Source organism: Larkinella rosea (assembly GCF_003858635.1).
GTDB lineage: Bacteria > Bacteroidota > Bacteroidia > Cytophagales > Spirosomataceae > Larkinella > Larkinella rosea.
Map to the genome: position 1 here is coordinate 543699 of NZ_RQJO01000015.1, position 21717 is coordinate 565415.

The window sequence follows — 21717 nt, forward strand, 5'->3', positions numbered from 1 at the left end:
TCCGTAAAGCAGCATGAAATTGTACAGTTCTCGACATAATTTTGGTTTTGACGGTTAAAATTCGGCGTAATGATTCCCAGTCCACCCTTTTTGGGATGTAGCGAAACAGACGTAAAAATTCAGGAGATCAGCGGGCCGATAATGTTGCACCATTATGGGCTTGTGAACAATCAGCGGTGAACTTTATTCATAGGCGGCAAAAAATGTTAATAGAGATTAGTGTTAGGTCGGTTAAGTTGGTTTACGGTTTTCTGTTTATGGTATTCGGTGGGGCGGCCGGAGTCGTTTTCACCGAAGCTGGGTAAGCAGCAACAGGAATGCGTCAGCCACCGAACATTGAATACTGTAAACCGAAAACCGCATTAGTATTGCGATATGGGGGAAAGATGCAGGAATCGGGAAGCAATACTCTTTTTGGTGAAATTTTTTTTAAGGAATTTTTCGAAACCTGAAATAATCTATGGTAGAAGCGGAAATAAGGCGGATTTATTCTTAAAATTTTTTACAAAATGAAATTTACCAACCCGATCATCCGCGATTTTCCCCCGTTTATTCCGACAAAATTGTTGTCTGTCGGAAACCGCTTCCCTTCCGCCACCGGGGCGAATAGCTTTGAATCCGAATTCGAAGCCATCCGCCATGAAACAACAGCTACTTTTCTTTTGCGTCCTGTTTTTGCCTGCGCTGGCCGGGGCGCAAACGACCATAACCGGTAAAATCACCGACCGCAAAGGCGAAGGTTTGCCGGGTGCGAACGTCTTCATCAAGGGCTCTTACGACGGCGTCAATACCGATACCGACGGCACGTTCAGCTTTCAAACCAGCCAGAAAGATACGGCCACCCTCGCGGTGAGCTTTGTCGGCTACGAACCAGTTCAGCAAAAGATCAAACTCGATCAGCCAACGGTTCAGTTTACCCGCAAACTGGAGGAAACTGCGACCATTCTCAATACCGTTGTCATTACGGCGGGGGCTTTTGAAGCCAGCGATGAAAAACGGCAGACGGTTTTGAAACCGCTCGACATCGTGACGACCGCCAGCGGGGGCGCCGACATTCCGGCAGTGATGCAACTACTGCCCGGTGCGCAGCGCGTCGGCGACCAGACCGGCTTGTTCGTGCGGGGTGGGGCGGCTTCCGAAACCCGCACCATCATCGACGGGCTGGCAGTACAGAATCCGTTCTCGAGCGGAGCGCCGGATGTGGCCCAGCGGAGCCGGTTTTCGCCTTTTCTGTTCAAAGGAACGGCGTTCAGCACGGGTGGTTATTCGGCCCAGTACGGGCAGGCGCTTTCGTCGGTTTTGTCGCTGAACACGAAAGACCGCGCCGAAGATAACGACGGCATCAGCGTCGGTTTCAATGCCGCCGGGATTACACTTTCGGCTTTCAAAAAAGAGCGGATTACCTTTTCGGTGAATTATACCAACCTGAATCCGTTGTTTAACGTCCTGAAATCGAATATTAACTGGATTCATGCGCCGGAAGCGGGCGGCACGTCGATCATCTTGACGCAACCCATCGGTAAGCGGGGTTTGCTGAAACATTACACCGACCTTTCGATGGCGTATCAGGGTATTGAATTCCGGAATTTTACCGGCGACTTCCGGGCGTCGCCGTTCACTGTCCGGAACCGGAATGCGTTTTCGATGACGACCTTTCAAACCACCTGGGACGAGGGCCGCTGGGGGCTTCAAACCGGGGTGAGTTATAATTTTAACCGCGACCGGCTGGGCATCGATACGGTTTCGGCCCGAACGCAGGAACAACGCATTCAGGGCCGGGCGGTTTTGACGCGCTCGCTGAGCAGCAAAGTCTCGTTGCTGACCGGGGCCGAATTGCATCGGTATACCTACCAAAACCACTATGGCATCTGGGGTGGCTCACTGACGGACTGGTATTCGGCGGTTTTTGTCGAAACGGAAGTATTTTTTACCCGAAAACTGGCCGTGCGGGCGGGTTTGCGCGGGGAACGGACGTCGGTCATCAACCGGGCGAATGTGTCACCCAGGTTGTCGATGGCGTATAAAACCGATCCCTACGGGCAGGTGTCGCTGGCGGCCGGTCAGTTTTACCAGAGCCCCGACCAGACCTACCTGCTGACCAACCCGAAGCTGAACTTCGAGCAGGCCAACCACTTGATTCTGAATTACCAGCGGATTCGGGAAAACCGCACGTTTCGCGTCGAGACCTTTTACAAAGACTACCGGAATCTGGTTCGGGAAAATACGAACGGTTATTACGATCCGAACATCTACCGGTTTCCAACCAACCGGACCAACAACAGCGGTTTTGGTTACGCGAAAGGATTCGACCTGTTCTGGCGCGATAAGCAATCGATGAAAAATGTCGATTACTGGGTGTCGTACTCGTTTCTGGATACCAAACGGCTTTTCCGCAATTACCCGACCGAAGCCATGCCGACTTTCGCGGCCACGCATACGTTGAATCTCGTTTTCAAGAAATACTTTCCGGCGCTGGGCATCAATACTGGCGCGACGTATTCGCTCGCCAGCGGACGTCCGTATTACAATCCGGGCAGCGACCGGTTTCTGGGCGATAAAACCCGCCCCTACAGTAGCCTGAGTGTGAACATGAGTTACATCAAAATCCTGCCCCGAAAGTTTCTGGTCCTCTACGCGTCGGCCGAAAACCTGCTGGGAACGAAGAATAGTTACGGGTATCGCTACACGCCCGACGGCCGCCAGAAGTTTGCCGTGGTGCCGCCGTTCTACCGGTTTTTCTTTGTCGGAGCCGTTTTGAGTCTGACCCGAAAGCCCATTGATCCTGAATTGATTAGTAATTAACGTACCCACGGACCGGCGGGCGGCCCCGTTTAATCCGTGCGATTATTTGCAATTTTATAAATAATACTATCCTAAATCGTCTGATCTCGCGGACTAAACGGGGCCGCCCGCCGGACCGTGGGTACGTTTAACATTTTTAACCATTTAACCATCAAAACCATGAAACGACTCCTTTTTTCAGTAACTCTTGCGCTGGCGGTTTTTACCAGCACATTTGCCCAAAATGAAAAATACACGAAAGCGATGGAAGAAGCCATTGCCAAAGTGAAATTCACGACGCCAACGCCCGAACTCCAGCAAGCCGCCGGGCAGCTTGAGCGCATCGGCAGTGCCGAAACCGCCGAATGGTTGCCCAATTATTGGGCGGCTTACGCCAACGCCGTGCTTTCTTTCAAAGAAACCGATAAGGGCAAAAAAGACGCGTTGCTCGACAAAGCCGATGCGTTTTACAAAAAAATTGCCGGTCAGCAGGCTGATAACGACGAACTGATGGTGTTGGCGGCTGCGTTGGCGAGCGCCCGCTTATCCGTCGATCCCGAAAACCGCTGGCAGGAATACGGCCAGATTTTTCAGACCAATCTCGACAAGGCCAAACAGAAGAATCCCGAAAATCCGCGGATTTATCTGTTGCAGGGACAGTCGTTGTTTTACACGCCGGAGCAGTATGGCGGGGGAAAAACCGTGGCCTGTCCGGTGTTGAAACAAGCCGGGGAAAAATTCGCTAAATTCAAACCGGCATCAACCATTCACCCCAGTTGGGGAGCCGACACGGATCAGTATCTGCTGAGTCAGTGCGGTCAGTAAGTGCCACTAGCCCGTTCGTCATTTATGAGTTTATTTCAGAAATTGAAAGGTAGAAAACTGTTCATTCAGAGCAGCTTGCGCGACTGGCTGATTTCAATTGCGGTTTGCGCCATGATGGTTTACGGGCTGAGCGGTATCATTTATTTTACACTGGAACTGGCTAACCCAACTGGCGAATACATCGGAATCACGGTGATGATCTGTGTCAGTAACCTGGTCAATGCGGCTGGTGTGCTGTTAATCTGTTCACTGTTCGGGCTGGTGGCACACCGGTTTCCATCAGCCTGGGTGCAGCACCTGATTTTATCCCTGATCTTTTTGGTGGTGGTTGGTGCACTCAATTACCTGATCTGGAGAGGCCTGATGATCCGCTATTTTGACCCATCGAAAATCGCGGTGTATCGGAATAGCGGCAATAATTTGTCGCAGCTTTACCTGTTGTGCCCCATTGTGGTAGGAAACCTGTTTTTCTATTTTCAGCAGCGCGCCCGCACGTTTACCCGAAAAATAACGGAGCAGGAATACCAGCTGCTGCACCTGGAACAGCAGAAAACCCGGGCCGAACTGGAAGCGCTGCAAGCCAAAATCAACCCGCATTTTCTGTATAATGCCCTGAACTCCATTGCCAGTTTGGTGCATGACGAACCCGACCGCGCCGAACGAATGGTGGTGTTGCTGTCCAAATTGTTCCGGTATTCGACCGGGATGAAAAACCGCTATTTCAACTCCATTGCCGATGAACTGGAAATGGTGCGGACGTACCTGGACGTGGAGCAGGTGCGGTTTGGCGATCGGCTGACGTACCGCATCGACCTCACGGATAAAACCCTGAATGAAGTGCAGATTCCGCAGTTTCTGCTGCAACCGCTGGTCGAAAACGCCATCAAACACGGTATTTCGAAAGTCGCCGGGCCGGGAGCGATCATTCTCCGGATTACGGAGGAAAATGGCTGGCTGAACTGCCGGATTCACGACAACGGACCGGTTTTTCCGGAAGAACTCGTAGCGGGCTACGGCCTGCAAAGCATTCAGGATAAACTGAAGCTGCTGTATGGCTACGACGCCCGATTACTGGTTGAAAACAAGCCCGTTAAAGAAGTGATTGTGCAGGTTAAAAAAGAGCGGCTGAGCCGTTCGCCCGAGGTGATCCGGCAGTCGCTGTCTCCTGAAACAACAGTAAACAATCGATGAAAGCCGCTACTGAACGCAAATTGATCCGCTGGATTCACATCATTGCCAGCATTCCCATCATCGGCTACATTTACGGGCCGGTTTCCCAAATTCCCGAAGCCGCTTTGATGGTCAAAGCCGGGATTGTGCCGCTCGTTGTGCTGTCCGGTTTCTGGCTCTGGAAAGGCCATTGGGTTAAAAAACTTTTTGGCAGTCAACCAAAGAATGGGCCGACGCCGGGACGCCGAAAACCGGGTCCACCATCGCTGAAACTTAACGCGTGAATCATGGCCAATCAATTTCCCCTCCGAACTCTGTTAGTCGACGACGAACCACTGGCCATCAACCGACTCCGGCGTCTGTTGGGCCGGTATGCCGACACCTTCGAAATTGTGGGCGAAGCGGTGAACGGGCTGGAAGGGCTCAAAGCCGTGGAAGCGCTGGAACCGGAGCTGATTTTTCTGGATATTGAAATGCCGGGACTGAACGGGTTTGAAATGCTGGCCAAACTGCCCTATCTGCCGATTGTGGTTTTTGCCACGGCCTACGACGATTACGCCGTTCGCGCTTTCGAAGAAAACTCGATCGATTACCTGCTGAAACCGATTGAGCCGGAACGTCTGGAAAAAACCGTCGAACGCATCCGGAAATCCCAGGCGACGCCGGTTGGCCCCGGGCCGGATTTGCGGCACGTGCTGGAAATGCTGAAACCGAAGAAAGAACTGCATTCCATTTCCGTTAAAACCGGGGACCGTATTCTGCTGATTCCGTTGACCAGCATTGCCTGGTTCGAAGCCGAAGACAAGTACGTTTTTCTGCATACCATCGACGGTGAGCAGTTTCTAACCAATTATACGATTTCTACACTCGAAGAAAAACTACCCGACACCTTCACCCGAATCAGCCGCTCAACGTTATTGAATTCCCACCATATTCGGGAAATTCAGCGGCATTTCAACGGGAAATTTGTCATCATCATGCGGGATAAAAAGGCCACTCAACTGATGACAGGCAGCAGTTTTCACGACAATCTGAAAAGTCTGATGGAGTTATAACACGCGCTGGTGGACGGGTCGTTTATCCGTAATGGGCGGGTAATCGTCGGGCTGTTCCGGGGGTGTAAGCTCGTCGGTCGTACGGAGGAGCGCCATAGGATATTTCCCAAAACGTTGTAAAAACAGGCGTGAAAAATACACGGTATCCTGAAAACCCACAGCGTAACAAACTTCTTTGACGGTGGTAAATCGTTGATTTTCCAGCCATTCGCGGGCGGTTTGCAGCCGGATTTCCTGGATAAACTGGTTGGGCGAAAAACCGGTCAGCTTTTTCAAGCGCCGATACAACTGCCGTTCGCTGCTGTGGACGGCATCGGCCAGGGTGTTCACCTGAAAATACCGGTTGGTCAGGTTTTTCAGGGTAACCTGTTGCAGCTGGATCAGCCATTCATCTTCCACCGAAGGCGGGGACGCCAGAGCGGTTTCGCCGGGAAGGTGTTGTTGCCAGACCGTCCGTTCCTGCGACCGTTCGAACAGGTTGCTGATGCGCGTGAGCAGTTCGTCTTCATCGAATGGTTTGGTCATGTAATCAGCAACGCCGAGCCGCAGGGCCTGCAACTTCACATCCTGGCTGGTACGCGCCGTTAACATCAAAACCGGAATATCGCGCAAGTCGGGGTGCTGCCGGATTTCGTTCACCAGCGCCAGTCCGTCCATATCGGGCATCATCAGGTCCGTCAGAATCAGCTGCGGATAATCAGTATTGGTTAAGGTATTCAGCCAATCCCAGGCTTCGCGCCCGTTGCGGGTCGTGTGCAGCAGGTGAGCAGGCGCTAGAATCGTGCTCAGGTATTCCGTCATATCCGGATTGTCTTCTACCAGCAGAATCCGGGAACGTACTGGATTCGCTTCCGGCTCCGGCGAATCCGCAACCGGCTCGAGTTGAGCTGGCGATGGGGGGGCTGGGGCAGTTTGGAGCGGAGAAACCGGTTCGTAGGGGTAGGTAAAGCTAAACGTACTGCCTTTTCCGAGTTGGCTGGCTACGGTTAGCTGTCCGCCCCAAAGGTGGCAGTATTCGTGCGATAACGCAAGCCCGATGCCCGTACCGCCCCGCAATGGTGCATCCGGTTGTTGCGACTGGTAATACCGTTCAAAGATGTGGGGAAGATCGTCGGGATGAATGCCGCTTCCGGTATCCTGCACTGCCACCCGAACAGCCTTGTCCTGCTTCAGCACCTGAACCGAAACCACACCACCCGCCGGGGTAAATTTCAGGGCATTGGCGAGCAAATTGGTTAATACGGTTTCGATCTTGACGGTGTCGAGCAGCATCCAGATGGGTTGGCCGGTGCCTTCCACCGTCAGTTTGATGCCCGTATAGTCGGCCTGGGACATAAATTTAGACACCGTTTGGTTGGTAACCTGCGCCAAGTCGGCAGGCTGGTTGGCCAATTGCATCTGGCTGGCATCGAGTTTGGACAGATCGAGCAGGTCGCTCACCATCGTCAGCAACTGCCGCGCGTTTCGGTCCATGGTGTTGACGAGTCGGGTCAGCGACGGATCGGAAAGCTGCTTCGACAAATGCGTTAAGGGGCCCAGCAACAGGGTGAGGGGGGTTCGGAATTCATGCGAAACATTGGCAAAAAAACGGGACTTCAGGGTAGCGCTGGCCTGCAGGTCGGCCGCCTGCTGTTCAATAACGGCCTTATCCTGAGCAATCTGAGCCGTTCGCCGGTTCACTTCTTCTTCCAGCCGCCGGGTTTCCTGCCGGAGCCGGTAGTTTCGCCATTGGAAAAAGCCAATGGTTAAGCCGATCAGGGTGAGAAAAATTAAGGTTAGAAACCAGGTCTGGAGATAAAAGGGCTTTAAAACCCGAATCGGGATGGTCAGCGTTCGGGAAGCCCATTGTCCGTTGGGGTTCTGGGCCCGCACCTGAAGCTGGTAGGTGCCGGGAAGTAAGCCATTGATGGAAACATCGCGCCGAAACTGGGCGGTCCAGTAGTTCTGCCAGCCGACAATTCGGTATAAAAGCCGGAACTGCCGCCCATACCGGTAATCGAGCAAGGCAAACGAAAGCGAAACCGTCCGGTTTTGGGGAGGAATCGTAATTTCCTGGTTTTGTTGAAACTCCGGCAAGTGATCGGTTCGTTGACCCGTACTGGCGTTGAATTGCTCATAATTGGTCACCCGCAGCGGAACAATCACCGGTTTTTCTTTTATCAGATCATTGGGCCGAAACGCCGTAATCCCGTTCAGACCGCCGAGAAAAAGCTCACCGTCGGGGCTCTGGTAATAGGATTTCAGGTTGAATTCTTCATGCGTAATGCCGTCTTTTGGCAGGAAAACCTGCACCTGGTGCGTCTGTTTGTGAAACCGCATCAAGCCATAATTACTGGGCAGCCAAAGATAACCGTTCCGGTCTTCGTGTACGGAATAGATGTCGTTGTTGGAAAGGCCCTGTTCCTGGGTGAATTGTTGCCAGCGGCCGGTTTTTTGTTCCCAGCGAATCAACCCACCTCCTCGGGTGGCCAGCCAGTAAATGCCCGGTTGGGTGCGGTCGTGGTGAAGAAAGGTAATGTGGTCGAAAGGCAGGTGATGGGGAGCGGCATCCCTCGAACTATAGCGGGCGGTGATGCCCCGCAGGGTATCCAGCACATAAAGCCCGGACGACGAAGCAACCCAAAGCCCATTCTGGGTGGAATCCGGGAAAAAGTCGTTGATCCGGCTGGTGGCCAGTTCCGGGTACTGGTTGTATCGGGTAAAGGGGTGATTTTGTTTCTGTTGGGTATCGAAATAGGACATTCCTTCGTCGTATCCCAACCAAAAGTTGCGTTTGCCGTCTTCCCAAATAACCCAGCAATATTTCTTAGGATTTGGTTGAAGGGAAAATTTCTGAATGGACAAAGTGATCGGATCAATTTGTACCAGAGATTCCGAGATCGCCCAAATCTTCTTTTTATCCCGGCTTAAAATCGCAGGACCGTGTTCACCGGAAATCGCTTTTCGTACTTCCCCGGTTTTTAGATGGATCATGCCGTGCAACGCATTCACCCAGAGCCAGTCACCGGTTTTTACAATACCCCGTGTGCTTAGTTTTGGTATGGCGGTTTCTTCATCCGGCACGTACAAATATCGTTGAAAATGATTGGGTTCTAGGGTAAGAAGGAGAACGCCGTTTTGAGTAGCGACCCAGATGGCACCCGTTCGATCGACAAACAGCTGATTAATATCAATCAGGCTGGCAACGGGGAAGCCCGATGCGGCTAAGTCGAATACAATGCCACGTTTCGGGTGCCAGGCAAACAGGACGTTTTTACCCAGAAACCAATATAGGCCGTGTTTGGCATCGTACACGACTTTATCATTGACAAAGCTGTATTGGGACGGGTTCGGGAAGGGATTTTTCTGAAAAAGAACCGGGACATTGGTCAATTTCCCGTCCGGACTCAACTGGTATAACAAGGCATCGATCTGATGCGGCATCAGCCTGGGGAGCTGGCTGGGCAGATTAGCGGGCTCGTCGTAGACGTACTTGTAATAAGCTAAATAAATAGTGCCCTGCGAGTCAACCGAAACCGGATGAAGTTGGGCGGGAACGTGTAGCTGCCGACGAATTTTTCCGTTTGGCCAGATTTCAGTCAGTTCATTTTCAAGGGGGTTCTCTGAAGCATAGGTAATTAAAGTGGTACCGGCTGGGGTAACAATAAAATTTTTCAACTTCAAAGGCGTCTTATCTTCATACGATCTTTTATAGTATTTTCTGATTTTTTCGGGGTAGGGGTGCTGGTAGATCTGCTTAAATTTCCCCTGACCTTTATAGAGAAACACGGCTCCATTTAAATCAGGGATTATAATGGGATCGGTTGGCCGGGCTGAAGCCAGTAATTGGGGAAATCCCAGCAATGAGCCTGACAGATCGAAAGGCAGTTTTTGATGAAATCGCTTTTCAAAAGAAATCAGTTTCTGTTGGCCCGGAACTAGTATATCAATCTGACTATGTGCTTGCGACCCAAATTTGAATAACCACAGGTTTCCATCCAGATCGGTACGAATCGAACTCACAGAACCTAACGCGGTTAGTTGAGATGACTTTGTTACCGGATTTGAAGCCTGCTCTACCGGAAACGATTTAAAAACATGGCCGTCGAATCGATAGGCATTATTGAGAGTACCGATCCAGACATACCCCTGTGGGTCTTGCCCAATGCTCAATATACCCCGCTGGGGGAGCCCTTCGCCGAGCGAATAATGCTGTACTTTGACAATGTAAGGCGAGTTGGCGCCGATGGATGAAAATACCACCAGAAAACTACCGATCAGAAGCGAAACCGTTCGTAGCGCAATGGAAAGCCGACATCGTATTTCTGAATCTTTCCCGTTCGTCTGCATCAGTATTGCTCCGACAATATTACCTGTTTTTCCACTGTGTCTCCGGATGCAGTGGAAAAACATTTTACCATACACGTACCTAAATATACGCGAAAATTTCGATTTTCCGCTCAAAACCGCTATTGTCGTGATCATCCGGCCATGAAACATGCCGTTTTTGAAACCACTACCCGTATGACGGTGGCAGTATACTTAGAGCGATTCCGATTCTGCCAGCCAAATGGATTCGACCAAAATAGATAGGCAGATAAGAGGGAAAAAATGAAACAGCATGGCGTTGGTTTTTATCAGTCAGTCGTTTTTCTAGTCTCTTACTTCGCTTGTCTGCCTATAAACCAGTGCTTTGCAGCATGCTTGTTTTCAAAGAAAACGCGGGTACGACGATGAAAAGGCAAGTGCCGCTTCGCCCTACTGATGAGCCGCCAATGCGGGGAGAAAAGGGATCAATCTGCCGTTTTCAGAGACTCTTGAGCCAGCAATGGGCGCAGTCTAACCGGCAATAATTACCTGCCGGAGAAAAACCGGTTTCAGTAAGCTGCGTTCGTGGCGCTTCTTTTGCCGGCGACCTGCCTTCAAATAACCTCGCATTAAGGGATGTGAGCTTGGATTAAAAATATAATCCGGACATCCGGTCTTCCCATTTCATTTCTTTTAAAACCGTATGCTTTTTAGTAACTTGCAGTCTAATTTTGAACGGCCCACCTCGGCGGGCCGTCTATTTGTTAAAGTTTGTTAAATCCTATTCGGCTGAATGAAAGAACTCATTGACCTGAGCAATCTGCCCCGACACATTGCCGTTATTATGGACGGAAATGGACGTTGGGCCAAAAAGCAGGGAGCTGCGCGGGTGTTCGGCCACCGAAATGCAATCAAGGCCGTTAGGGAGGCCACCGAGGGATGTGCGGAATTGGGGGTGAAATACCTGACACTCTATACATTTTCGACGGAAAACTGGAACCGCCCCAAACTGGAAATCGATGCACTGATGCATTTGCTGGTGCACACCATCCGGGGGGAAGTTCCAACGCTGATGGAAAATAACGTCCGGTTGATGGCTATTGGAAGCATCGATACATTGCCGGGGGATTGCCGCCAGGAATTGACCGAAGCCATTCGACTAACCGAAAATAACAACGGACTCAACCTGATTCTGGCGTTGAGTTACAGTGGCAAATGGGATATTGTAGAAGCCACCAAAAAACTGGCCCGGCAAATTCAGGAAGGTACCCTGCAGCCCGACCAGATCAATGACGAGGTGTTTGGGCAGGCGCTGGCCACGGAAGGCATCGACGAGGTCGATCTGATGATCCGGACGGGGGGCGATCACCGCATCAGTAATTTTATGCTTTGGCAACTGGCTTACGCAGAACTTTATATCATGAACGACGTGTTGTGGCCCGATTTTCGTAAACCGCACCTGTGGGAAGCTATTCTGACGTATCAGAACCGTGAACGGCGTTTTGGAAAGATCAGTGAACAACTCGTGAAGTAAACTATGAAATTAACTCCTACCACGGTGGTATTTTTAAACAATAAAACCGTTCTGGCCGGAATCGTCGTGCTGGTGCTGTTTATGGCAATGCCGGGTCGGGCGCAGGTTCGGCCGGGATTTGGGGGCGGACGCATCACCACAGGACCGGCACCCATTGGAGCGTCCACTTCTCCGATTGAACTCAATTACGCTGATCCGAAAGAATACGAAATTGCCGGATTGACCGTCACGGGGAACAAATACCTCGATCCGAATTCGCTGTTGTCGCTGACCGGTTTGAAAGTGGGCGATAAAGTCCGGATTCCGGGCGAAAGCATTAACGGAGCGATCAAACGCCTGATGGCGCAGGGATTGCTGGAAGACGTCGAGATCCTGGCTACAAAGGTTGAAGGTACCAATGTAACCCTCAATGTATCCATAAAAGAACAGCCCCGTTTGTACAAGGTTACGTTTGTGGGTATCAAAAAATCAGAACAGGATGCACTTAAGGATAAGATAAAACTCAACCTGGGGCGCTTGATTTCCAACACATTGGTTAAAAATACCCAACTCAGTGTCAAGAAATATTTCGTTGAGAAGGGATACCTGAACACCAAAGTCAAAATTCTGTCGGTTCCGACGGACAGTACCCGCAACCAGGCCACCATGCGCGTGTCGATCGAGAAAGGCAGCAAAGTCAAGATCAATAACATCGAAATTCGCGGACGGGAGTTGGTCGACGAGTCGAAAATCCGGATGAAGATGAAAGGCACCAAACAGATGCGGTTTGGCCGTTTGTTTACCCCTTCCAAGTTCGTTCCCAAGAAATTTGAAGAAGACAAGCAGAAGGTTGTCGAGTTTTACAACAAGCAGGGGTATCGCGATGCCAGCGTTACGTTCGACTCGGTTTACGCCCACGATAGCCGGACGGTAAACATCATCATGAATATCGATGAGGGGCAGAAATACTACGTTCGCAACATTACCTGGGAAGGTAACTACCTCTACACCGATGAGGTTCTGACGCAGGTGCTGGGCGTAAAAAAAGGCGACGTATACAGTAAGGAAGACATCGAGAAGAAGAAAAACGGGATTCCCGGCAGTGACCTGAGTTCGGCTTACATGGACAAAGGGTATTTGTATTTCAACGCGGAAGACGTCATCAAAAGCGTTGAGGGTGATTCCCTGGATCTGGAATTCCGGATTTTTGAAGGCAAACAAGCCACCATCAACCGGATCATCCTGAACGGAAATACGAAAACCAGTGACCACGTGGTGTTGCGGGAAATCCGGACCTTGCCCGGTCAGAAATTCAGCAAAACCGACATCATCCGGACGCAGCGTGAATTGTCGACGTTGGGGTATTTTGACCCGGAAAAGATTGGAATCAACCCCGTTCCGCAACCCGATGGAACGGTGGATATTGAATACACGGTGGAAGAAAAACCGAGTGACCAGATCGAATTATCGGGTGGTTGGGGCGGGTACGTCGGCTTTGTTGGAACGTTGGGATTGGTGTTCAACAACTTCTCGGCCCGGAACATTACGAACATGAAAGCCTGGCGGCCGCTGCCCGCCGGTGACGGACAGAAACTGGCCCTGCGGTTTCAGGCCAACGGGCGCCAATACCAGACGTATTCGCTGACGTTTACCGAACCCTGGCTGGGAGGTAAAAAACCGAATTCGTTCTCCGTCAGTTTGTCGCGGACAATCTACCGGATTTCGGACCCCAGTTCTTACTATACAAATCCAAGCAGCTACGGAAAAAACTTCCTGGGTTCGTACGGAAACACGATGATTTCGCTGGGTTTGGGCCGTCGGTTGCGCTTCCCGGATGACTTTTTCCAGTTGAGCAACTCGCTGACGTATCAGCGGTATGAGCTGAACAACTACGATATTTTTGGGATTGGTCTGCGGAACGGTACGTCGAACAGCATCACGTTCAACACGACTTTGGCCCGAAACAGCATCGACAACCCACAGTTCCCGCGTTCCGGTTCGTCGATTTCGCTGTTGGCCACATTCACTCCTCCTTACTCGGCCTTCTCGAACAAAACCACGAATGCCAACGTCGATATCAAAGACCGGTATAAGTGGGTCGAATACCACAAATGGATGTTCGACGCTAGCTGGTTCGCCACCGTTACGGGTAAACTGGTGTTGAACGCCCGCGCGCACATGGGCTTTTTAGGCCGGTATAATTCCCGGACACTTTATAGCCCCTTCGAGCGATTTGTGTTAGGAGGATCGGGTCTGGCCGGTACGGGCCAGTTTGCCCTCGCGCAGGATATTATTGGTTTACGCGGTTACAACGACCGGGACGTCTATACGGGCGTCAACGGTATCTCGCCGACACCTCTGGAACGTTCGCAAGGCGGTTTGACGTACAGCAAATACGTGATGGAACTCCGCTATCCGGTATCGCTGAACCCCTCGGCTACGATTTTCGTCCTGACGTTCCTGGAAGCCGGGAACAACTGGGGAAACTTCAAGAGCTACAATCCGTTCGATCTGAAACGGTCGGCGGGGGCCGGTGCCCGGATCTTTATGCCCGCCTTTGGATTGATCGGGATTGACTACGGGTACGGTTTCGACCGGATGCCGGGCTCACCAACCCGGCCCGGTCCGGGAGGCCAGTTTCACTTTACAATTGGGCAGCAGATCAGATAAGAAATCGTTCCTGAAGACGTTATGGATAAACACAAAATCAGGGGCATGTTGACTGTAATTGGTTCATGCAGAATAAAATAATGTCGGGACTCTCCGGTTTTGTTTCAAAAAATGTCATGAAAAAAGGACTAATTTTTGTAACTTTGCTCTCCTTTTCGGCTTTTGGGTCGGTTCAGGCGCAGAAATTGGGGTACGTTGACTCGGAGTATATCACCAGCAAAATGCCCGCGTATCAGAAAGCCCTGACGGAGATCGATAAGTTCGCCGAAAAATGGTCGAAGGATATTCAGGATAAATATTCGGAGATCGACAAATTGCAGAAGACCTATCAGGCCGAAGAAATCCTGCTGACGGAAGACATGAAGCGGGACCGGTTGCGGATTATCAGTGACAAGGAGCGCGAGGCACGGGAGTATAATAACAAAGTGTTTGGTTACGAAGGGCTGTTATTTTCGAAGAAAAAAGAGTTGATGAAACCCGTGACCGAAACCGTCATGCGGGCCATCGACAAAGTAGCGGCTCAGAAACGATTGGACATGGTGCTGGATAAAGCCAGCGAAGGCGTGGTGATGCTGTATACCAATCCGAAGCACGATTATACGGATTATGTCATGGAAGAGTTGGGGTTGACGGCCGATCAAAAAGTCAAAACGACCGCTGCTCCCGAGCCCGCCAGTATTAATCCGACGGACAGGGAGTTAAACCCAGGGAGCAATTCTAAATCAAATACAAGTAAACCTACAAAACAACCAAAATAACAAGTTAGAATGAAAAACAAACTCATTGCACTGGCAGTAACTCTGCTGTTAGGAGGTAGCCAGGTGTGGGCACAGGCGCAACAACCGGCCACGACAGCGGCCCCAGTGGCTTCTGTGAAGATTGGTTATACGAATATGGAATATATCCTGCAGAACATGCCGGAAAGCAAAGATATTCAGAACCAGATTACCATTCAGCGGACGCAGCTGGAGAAAAATTACCAGGAAATGTCCAAAGAGTTTCAGGACAAACTGGCGGCTTACGAAAAAGGCCAGGCTCAGATGTCTGATCTGATCAAAGCGGATAAAGAGAAAGAATTGCAGGGGTTGCAACAACGCATCCAGGAGTTCCAAAGTAACTCTTCGACGCAATTGCAGACGAAATACAATCAGCTGGTGAATCCGGTGATGCAGAAAATCCAGAAGAACATTGACGCGGTTGCCAAAGAGAGCGGTTTTACGTTCATCTTTAACCTCGACGCTGGTTCAGGCACCATTCCCGTACTGCTGTACGCACCCGAAGAGAACGATGTAACCGAACTGGTGTTTAAAAAGATGGGTGTACCACTGCCATCAAAACAACCGGTTGCACAACCAGCCGCTACGACGCCGGCGAAACCAACCACTACGGCTCCGGCTCCGAAAAAAAATAAGTAAGATTTACCCAATTGACGGAAAGCCGCCCCGAAATGGGCGGCTTTTTGTTTATCCGGTGCCCGAAACTTGCAATAAAAAGAGAATTGTGTCGAAGTTTTTCTTAAATAAATACAAAACGAATAGATGCAAAAAAAGCGTTGAATCAATTATACGTTCAGTTTACGGATTGCATGAAATCTATCTATTATTTTTACGTTACACTAATAAACCATCGGTGACGATTTCTCATGTTTCAAAAAATTGGGAGTTTAGTTACTTTATTCGTAATCTTAACCAAACTGACAGGTTTAGCACAAGATGCTAAGCCTCTTCAAATAATCCTACCTAACCAGTCGGATCGACAAAACGCGAATTGGAATGTCGTAGCGGAAGGCCAAACGATCCATGTCCAGATCAGGGCTGCAGGTAGTAAATCGGATTCATTGACGTATTCGATCAAGCAGGGCCAAATGGAGGGAATGACGCTCGATTCGTTGGGCCATTTCCGCTGGACTCCGGGTTTTGATATTGCCGATCGGATCAATACCACTAAAAGCATTCCCCTCGTTTTCGAAATTCGGAATAAACAGGGCGAAACTGCCAGCCAGTCTGTCGATTTGAAAGTGCAACACGTGAATCGGCCACCCATCATTGGCGATTTGCGACCTTTTTACGTTCGCAATAAAACGCAGAATGTTTATAAAATTGATGCCACCGCCGTTCGTGACGAAGACAACGACCCGGTGGTTTTTATTCCGATTCCCGACCAGATGCCGGAAGGGTCGAAGTTGACGGCACAGGGCGAACTGACGTGGCATCTGTCCCTCAATCAGTTCAATCAGTTACGAGCGAATAAAGCGCAGTATATCGAGTTCTGGGTGGAAGACCAACCCGCCAAATCACGCACCAAGGGACGTTTGAAGGTGGAAGTGACCCAGATGGACGTGCCGCCGGAGATTACGTTAATACCAGAAGATCCGCGCGTACGGATCAAGGAAAATGCGACGGTCAACCTGAAGTTCTATCTGGGCGATCCCAATGGCGATGACGACATTACAACTTTCGATTTTCTGTCGGAAAGCCAGGATGTGCCGAAGAGTGCACTGCGGAAAAATACCGAAACCAATTACGAATTCATCTGGAAACCGGGTTACGAATTTGTCAAAGATCCGTATGATTCGCTAACGTTTCAAATTGTCTTTTTTGCGCTGGATAAAGGCCAGAACCGGGCCGAACGCAAGATCAACTTTACCGTGTATAATGCGATCAATGAAGACGAAAAAGATCGTTATTACTACGCGCAATACCGGCAGGCGCTGGTAACGGCCTGGAACATTCTGGAACAGCTGGGCGAAAAAGAAGAAGAACTCAAGCGGAGTTACCGAAGAGCGAAAACCGGTAAGCGAAACCGCTCGGTGGCCAATGCCGGTCTGGGGGCTGTTACGGGCGTAACGCCAGCCGTGGTAGCGAATAACCAAAATACCAAGGTTCAGACCAATATGCGGTATGTATCGGCAGTAGGTGGAACGGCGGTATTGACAATGGGAACACTGGAAGCAACAGAAGTAATCGGGAAATCGATGAAGGACCTGCTCGACCGTTTCAACTACGTCATGAGTAAAAAGAGCGAATTGCAGAACAAAGGTGAGGTCTTTGCGCGTGAATTTGCCCTGAAAGCCACTCGCCGGAATCAGGATTTTGTCAGGAAACTGGATGATTTCCGGGCCGCCATGAGCCTCTCGGGACTGGTGGCGCTCGAACTGGACGCTGCCTGGCAGAGCAAAACCGAAGCGACCGATAAAGCTTTGAAACGTATGTTTAAGGACTTTACGCCCATGGAAGAAGGGCAGACGAGCAGCCGCCAATCAAACAGCCGTCAATAATCAATAACCACACGGGCGATCTACTTCTTTGTTATTCTTCCGGCGAATTCCGGGGGCGCTGCAAGTCGGCTTGTGGCTCATCGGACGAAACCGCATCCGTTTCCGGCGAGTCAGTATCCGTTGAGGTTGTATCTTCAAATTCGCTGGCGGGCAAAACCGCAGCGGTATCGGGAGAGAGATCATCGGGCAGCAAACCGTCTTCCTCATGCTGCTCGCGGAAAAACCGGCGCTGAAAAAACAGGATAATACAGACGCCGACGAAGATGCAGGAATCGGCAATGTTAAAGATAGGCGTCGAATAATACTGTCCACCCCAGATCGGTACCCAATCGGGCAGGAACCCTTCCCAGACATCCACAAAAACCATATCGATTACCTGCCCGTGAAACCACGGAGTCGTTGAACCGTAAGGTGCATTGTCGAGAAATACGCCGTAAAAGGTGCTGTCGATTACGTTGCCCACAGCTCCGGCCAGAATCATAGCCATTGCCCATAAAAGTCCGTTGGGTGCCCCCCGGTGCGCCAGATGCACCAAATACCATCCGATACCGGCCATTGCCACCAGCCGAAACAAACTCAATAACAATTTGCCGTATTCATGACCAAGCTGCATGCCAAATGCCATGCCCGGATTTAACACATAATGCAGTTTAAGCCAGTCGCCAATGACCCGGATCTGCCCTGCAAACCCCGGTTCCATATTGAAATGAACCAGCAATTTAACACCCTGATCCAGCGCAATCAGCAACAGACTTAAAACAAAAAACTTCAGTGGACTTTTCTTTACCATGACTTATAATATAAATCACCCGGTTGGGCAGACTTGGTCAGCGGCCAGCCGGGTGACGGTTTTGGAGTGTAAAGCTCCTAAAATTGGTCAATCTACTTATTTTGACAGCTTTTTCGGCGCTGTAGCTCGTTTTTCACGAGCAGGTATTCCCGACTGCTTTGTCCGGCAATCGACTTGTTTTCGGCCGCCCGACGGAACAAATACGGCATCACGGCTTCAACGGGACCATACGGTACGTACTTTGCTACATTGTAGCCCGCATCCGCCAGGTTATACGAGATATTATCACTCATCCCGAGCAGCTGGGCGAACCAGATGTGCCGGTCATCCGGTGCAATGCCTAACTCCTGCATGCGACTGATGCAGTTGTGGCAGCTGTATTCATTGTGCGTACCCAGACATATTGAAACCGTATCCCGGTTTACCAGGCAAAATTCAACCGCTTCGTTGAAGTCACGGTCGGTTTCTTCTTTGGTATGATGAATGGGATCGAGGTACTCACCTTCGTGAGCCTGAATGCGTTCTTTTTCGATATAAGCCCCCCGAACCAGTTTCGCACCCAGAAAATACCCTTTTGAGCGGGCGGTTTCGGTACTTTTACGCAGGTTTTCGAAACTATCGGAGCGGTATAACTGGTATGTATTGTAAACGATGCATTGCTGGTGGTTGTAGCGATCCATCATTTCGTAGGCCAGTTTATCGATCGTATCCTGAATCCAGGTTTCTTCGGCGTCGATAAAAATCCGGATGTTAAGCTCACTGGCCCGCTTGCAAAGCAAATCGACTCGCTGGTGGACGCGCTCATAGGAATCCAGCTCTGCGTCGGTCAGGGGGTCACCGGCCTGTACTTTTTCCAGCAGATAAGTAGAGCCAATCCCGGTCACTTTAAACACGGAGAACGGGATGGCATCCGATTCACTGGCCCGTTCAATGGTTCGTAAAATTTCAAGAGTCGTTTCGTCGAAAGATGCTTCATTGCCCTCGCCTTCAACGGAATAATCCAAAATTGTTCCTACGTGGCCGTCATGCAGTTTCTGGATGGTTTTTTCGCAATCCTGGATGGTTTCGCCCCCGCAAAACTGCTCGAAAATCGTACTCTTTATGAGTTTTTTTACGGGAAGTTGGAGTTTGAATGCCAGTTTGATAAAAAAAGTGCCTAAATTTACCAGCCATCCTTGATTCATCAACGCAAATAACCAATACGTTTTAAGAAGTTTCCCATTAGACTGGGAAGAGAAGGCAATCGATGTGTCTTCAAACGAGACGGATTTGGTTGTATTGATCCGTTGAACCATCGTTGGCATAGAAGATGAACTTCGGTTTGACATAATCACTGTCTGATGCACCAACTTGTGAGCCGAAAGTTAAAACTTGTTTTCGGTTTTCCTAACACTGAACTGTAAACTTGTTTTACCGTCGTTTTGTTGTCAGCGCAAAAGGGATGTAAAGTTAGTTGAAAAATAGGTTGTATCTACAGCTAATATACTAAATTTTTTTAATAAAAGTTTCCGATAGAGTAATAGGAGTAATTAAACGATTGAGTACGAGAATGAAGCCAAGTTTAGAAGTCCTGCCGCTCAGTAGCTGGGTAGAGACGAACGGAAAACCGCTCATTATTTCGGGGCCCTGCAGCGCCGAAACCGAAGAGCAATTAGTGGAAACTGCACGCCAGTTGGCACAATTGGGAGCAGTTCATGTCATCCGTGCCGGTGTATGGAAACCCCGTACGCGCCCCGGTAGCTTTGAAGGCATGGGAAAAGAGGCTTTGCCCTGGATTCAGCGCGCCAAAGCCGAAACCGGCTTGCCGTTTGCCGTGGAAGTGGCCACGCCCGAGCACATCGAATTGGCATTGAAATACGGCGTTGACGTTCTGTGGGTTGGGGCCCGCACCACGGTAAACCCTTTTAATGTTCAGGAAATTGCGGATGCCCTGCGGGGTGTTGACGTACCGGTTTTGATCAAAAATCCGATTAACCCGGATCTGGCCCTCTGGATTGGTGCTTTTGAGCGGATTGCCGGAGCTGGCATTACCAAACTGGGTGCTATCCACCGTGGATTTTCAACGGGTGAGGCTTCAAAATACCGCAATATTCCCCTGTGGCAAATTGCCATCGAACTGAAGTCGACGTTCCCAAACCTGCCGATCATTGGCGATCCGAGCCACATGGCGGGCAAACGGGCGTACCTGCAGGAATTGGCGCAAATGCAGATGGATCTGAACTACGACGGTTTAATCGTCGAGTCGCACATCGATCCGGACAAAGCCTGGAGCGATGCCGCTCAGCAGTTGACTCCGGCGGCTTTCGGCGAAATGCTGGAACACCTGCACATCCGGAAAGTGGATTCGCAGAACATTGAGTTCCAGAGCGCCATGGAGCAAATCCGGAGCAAAATTGACAATGTTGACCGGCAATTGGTGGAGATACTGGCCGCCCGGATGACGTTGGTCGAGAAACTGGCCGAGTACAAACGCGAAAATGACGTAACCATTTTCCAGCCCGATCGCTGGAAAGAAGTGCACGAGACGCGCGCAAAACAAGGTCAGAAAATGGGGCTTTATCCGGAACTGGTGGAAGAAATTTTCAAGATCATTCACGTGGAATCCATCCGGAAGCAAACCGAAGTGATGAACAGCAACGAGCAGAGCGCCTAAGCGTTTGATCGTCATAATAGGATGCGAGTCATCCTGCATGGGTGATTTTCAACCTAAAAACCTTCCGGGCTCAGTGCCGGGCGGCTGGTGCCGTACCGACAACTAACCGGAAGGTTTTTTATGTTTAATCCGGGCAGAAGCCGGAGAATTACTTCTTTTCACTAAACGAATCAACGGTAACCAGAATCTTCCGATCCGCCATTTCCTGCACTTCCATCAGAAAGGTTACTTTGCCTTCTTTCCCTTCAATCGTCAGGGTCACATGACGTTCTTCGCCGGAGGGTTCTTTAAATAGTGCTTTCAGAACGGTTTTACCATCCTTGTAGGGCACGCTCCAGTTGCAGGTCGTGGATTGGATCGTCCCATTCATTTTACGATCCGCATTCCCCGGCCGAATCAGGATCTCAGTTTTTCCAATTTCAATGGTACTTTGTTCATCAACGGTTCGCTGAACCGTCCCGGTTCCGTCCAGGTATTCGGTTTTTGTGGTCGTTAGCTGAACGTCCTTATCGCATTGCGCGAACGTAATTACTGCGCTGAAAATCAATAGGAAAGCTGTCAGGAGTGTTTTCATAGCAAGTTGTTGGTTTAGTAAGTACCTACCAAAGATACACGCGTTATTTATTACTGTGCAAAACATAGTACCTTTTATTGCACAATATTCGATAAAAGGTTGGATGATGGGATAAACGGACT

The 21717-nt window shown here is 50.2% G+C and carries 16 protein-coding genes; 12 read left to right on the plus strand and 4 right to left on the minus strand.

Going from position 1 to position 21717, the window contains the following annotated elements:
* Positions 1-509: 509 nt before the first annotated feature.
* The 6 genes from EHT25_RS33070 to EHT25_RS28760 all read left to right on the plus strand — a co-directional run bounded on the left by EHT25_RS33070 (position 510) and on the right by EHT25_RS28760 (position 5831).
* Positions 510-716, plus strand: a complete 207-nt coding sequence (locus EHT25_RS33070) for a hypothetical protein (protein WP_221622343.1) — start codon at positions 510-512, stop codon at positions 714-716.
* A complete protein-coding gene (locus EHT25_RS28740) occupies positions 640-2802 on the plus strand; it encodes a TonB-dependent receptor (RefSeq protein WP_124878895.1) in 2163 nt (720 codons plus the stop codon). Before EHT25_RS33070 ends, EHT25_RS28740 begins: the two co-directional genes overlap by 77 nt.
* Before the next feature lie 159 nt (positions 2803-2961).
* Positions 2962-3606 (plus strand): hypothetical protein, encoded by a 645-nt coding sequence (locus EHT25_RS28745; RefSeq protein ID WP_124878896.1) that lies wholly within the window; start codon positions 2962-2964, stop codon positions 3604-3606.
* Between the two features lie 24 nt (positions 3607-3630).
* On the plus strand, positions 3631-4797 hold the full coding sequence (locus EHT25_RS28750) for a sensor histidine kinase (protein ID WP_124878897.1): 1167 nt from the start codon (positions 3631-3633) through the stop codon (positions 4795-4797).
* Positions 4794-5060 carry a hypothetical protein gene (locus EHT25_RS28755; RefSeq protein WP_221622344.1) on the plus strand — a complete coding sequence of 89 codons (267 nt, stop codon included), beginning with the start codon at positions 4794-4796 and terminating at the stop codon, positions 5058-5060. The genes EHT25_RS28750 and EHT25_RS28755 overlap by 4 nt, the downstream gene beginning before the upstream one ends.
* Before the next feature lie 3 nt (positions 5061-5063).
* Positions 5064-5831: a LytR/AlgR family response regulator transcription factor gene (locus tag EHT25_RS28760; RefSeq protein ID WP_124878898.1), complete on the plus strand. Its 768-nt coding sequence runs from the start codon at positions 5064-5066 to the stop codon at positions 5829-5831.
* Here the strand turns inward: EHT25_RS28760 and EHT25_RS28765 are convergent.
* The gene (locus EHT25_RS28765) at positions 5826-10160 is read right to left on the minus strand and encodes a hybrid sensor histidine kinase/response regulator transcription factor (RefSeq protein ID WP_185731520.1); all 4335 of its coding nucleotides are present in this window, start codon (positions 10158-10160) and stop codon (positions 5826-5828) included. The genes EHT25_RS28760 and EHT25_RS28765 overlap by 6 nt on opposite strands.
* 751 nt (positions 10161-10911) lie before the next feature.
* On the opposite strand from EHT25_RS28765, the gene uppS reads away from it, so the two are divergent.
* The 5 genes from uppS (at position 10912) to EHT25_RS28790 (ending at position 17578) form a co-directional block, all read left to right on the plus strand.
* Positions 10912-11652, plus strand: a complete 741-nt coding sequence (uppS, locus tag EHT25_RS28770) for an undecaprenyl pyrophosphate synthase (protein ID WP_124878900.1) — start codon at positions 10912-10914, stop codon at positions 11650-11652.
* A 3-nt stretch (positions 11653-11655) separates the two neighbouring features.
* On the plus strand, positions 11656-14301 hold the full coding sequence (gene bamA, locus EHT25_RS28775) for an outer membrane protein assembly factor BamA (RefSeq protein WP_229311825.1): 2646 nt from the start codon (positions 11656-11658) through the stop codon (positions 14299-14301).
* Between the two features lie 116 nt (positions 14302-14417).
* Positions 14418-15059 carry an OmpH/Skp family outer membrane protein gene (locus EHT25_RS28780; protein WP_124878901.1) on the plus strand — a complete coding sequence of 214 codons (642 nt, stop codon included), beginning with the start codon at positions 14418-14420 and terminating at the stop codon, positions 15057-15059.
* 9 nt (positions 15060-15068) lie between these two features.
* Positions 15069-15716, plus strand: a complete 648-nt coding sequence (locus EHT25_RS28785) for an OmpH/Skp family outer membrane protein (RefSeq protein WP_124878902.1) — start codon at positions 15069-15071, stop codon at positions 15714-15716.
* Positions 15717-16138: 422 nt separating this feature from the next.
* Complete coding sequence (locus EHT25_RS28790) at positions 16139-17578, plus strand: hypothetical protein (protein ID WP_310588787.1); 1440 nt, start codon at positions 16139-16141, stop codon at positions 17576-17578.
* A gap of 31 nt (positions 17579-17609) precedes the next feature.
* Here the strand turns inward: EHT25_RS28790 and EHT25_RS28795 are convergent, their stop codons facing one another.
* Together EHT25_RS28795 and EHT25_RS28800 are read right to left on the minus strand one after the other, a co-directional pair.
* Positions 17610-18368, minus strand: coding sequence for a lipoprotein signal peptidase (locus EHT25_RS28795; protein WP_124878904.1), 759 nt, complete (start codon positions 18366-18368; stop codon positions 17610-17612).
* A 92-nt stretch (positions 18369-18460) separates the two neighbouring features.
* A complete protein-coding gene (locus tag EHT25_RS28800; RefSeq protein ID WP_229311826.1) occupies positions 18461-19672 on the minus strand; it encodes a proline dehydrogenase family protein in 1212 nt (403 codons plus the stop codon).
* A 245-nt stretch (positions 19673-19917) separates the two neighbouring features.
* Between EHT25_RS28800 and EHT25_RS28805 the strand changes: the two genes are divergently transcribed.
* Positions 19918-21021: a chorismate mutase gene (locus tag EHT25_RS28805; RefSeq protein ID WP_124878906.1), complete on the plus strand. Its 1104-nt coding sequence runs from the start codon at positions 19918-19920 to the stop codon at positions 21019-21021.
* A gap of 148 nt (positions 21022-21169) precedes the next feature.
* Here the strand turns inward: EHT25_RS28805 and EHT25_RS28810 are convergent, their stop codons facing one another.
* Positions 21170-21595, minus strand: coding sequence for a hypothetical protein (locus EHT25_RS28810; RefSeq protein ID WP_124878907.1), 426 nt, complete (start codon positions 21593-21595; stop codon positions 21170-21172).
* Positions 21596-21717: the final 122 nt, after the last annotated feature.

Bases quoted from the DNA above. Each gene is read 5' to 3' on its own strand.
- EHT25_RS28745 (WP_124878896.1), top strand. From the start codon at position 2,962: ATGAAACGACTCCTTTTTTCAGTAACTCTTGCGCTGGCGGTTTTTACC.
- EHT25_RS28760 (WP_124878898.1), top strand. From the start codon at position 5,064: ATGGCCAATCAATTTCCCCTCCGAACTCTGTTAGTCGACGACGAACCA.
- EHT25_RS28755 (WP_221622344.1), top strand. From the start codon at position 4,794: ATGAAAGCCGCTACTGAACGCAAATTGATCCGCTGGATTCACATCATT.
- EHT25_RS28785 (WP_124878902.1), top strand. From the start codon at position 15,069: ATGAAAAACAAACTCATTGCACTGGCAGTAACTCTGCTGTTAGGAGGT.
- EHT25_RS28765 (WP_185731520.1), bottom strand. From the start codon at position 10,160: ATGCAGACGAACGGGAAAGATTCAGAAATACGATGTCGGCTTTCCATT.
- uppS (WP_124878900.1), top strand. From the start codon at position 10,912: ATGAAAGAACTCATTGACCTGAGCAATCTGCCCCGACACATTGCCGTT.
- EHT25_RS28780 (WP_124878901.1), top strand. From the start codon at position 14,418: ATGAAAAAAGGACTAATTTTTGTAACTTTGCTCTCCTTTTCGGCTTTT.
- EHT25_RS28810 (WP_124878907.1), bottom strand. From the start codon at position 21,595: ATGAAAACACTCCTGACAGCTTTCCTATTGATTTTCAGCGCAGTAATT.
- EHT25_RS28800 (WP_229311826.1), bottom strand. From the start codon at position 19,672: ATGCCAACGATGGTTCAACGGATCAATACAACCAAATCCGTCTCGTTT.
- EHT25_RS28740 (WP_124878895.1), top strand. From the start codon at position 640: ATGAAACAACAGCTACTTTTCTTTTGCGTCCTGTTTTTGCCTGCGCTG.
- bamA (WP_229311825.1), top strand. From the start codon at position 11,656: ATGAAATTAACTCCTACCACGGTGGTATTTTTAAACAATAAAACCGTT.
- EHT25_RS28805 (WP_124878906.1), top strand. From the start codon at position 19,918: ATGAAGCCAAGTTTAGAAGTCCTGCCGCTCAGTAGCTGGGTAGAGACG.
- EHT25_RS33070 (WP_221622343.1), top strand. From the start codon at position 510: ATGAAATTTACCAACCCGATCATCCGCGATTTTCCCCCGTTTATTCCG.
- EHT25_RS28750 (WP_124878897.1), top strand. From the start codon at position 3,631: ATGAGTTTATTTCAGAAATTGAAAGGTAGAAAACTGTTCATTCAGAGC.
- EHT25_RS28795 (WP_124878904.1), bottom strand. From the start codon at position 18,368: ATGGTAAAGAAAAGTCCACTGAAGTTTTTTGTTTTAAGTCTGTTGCTG.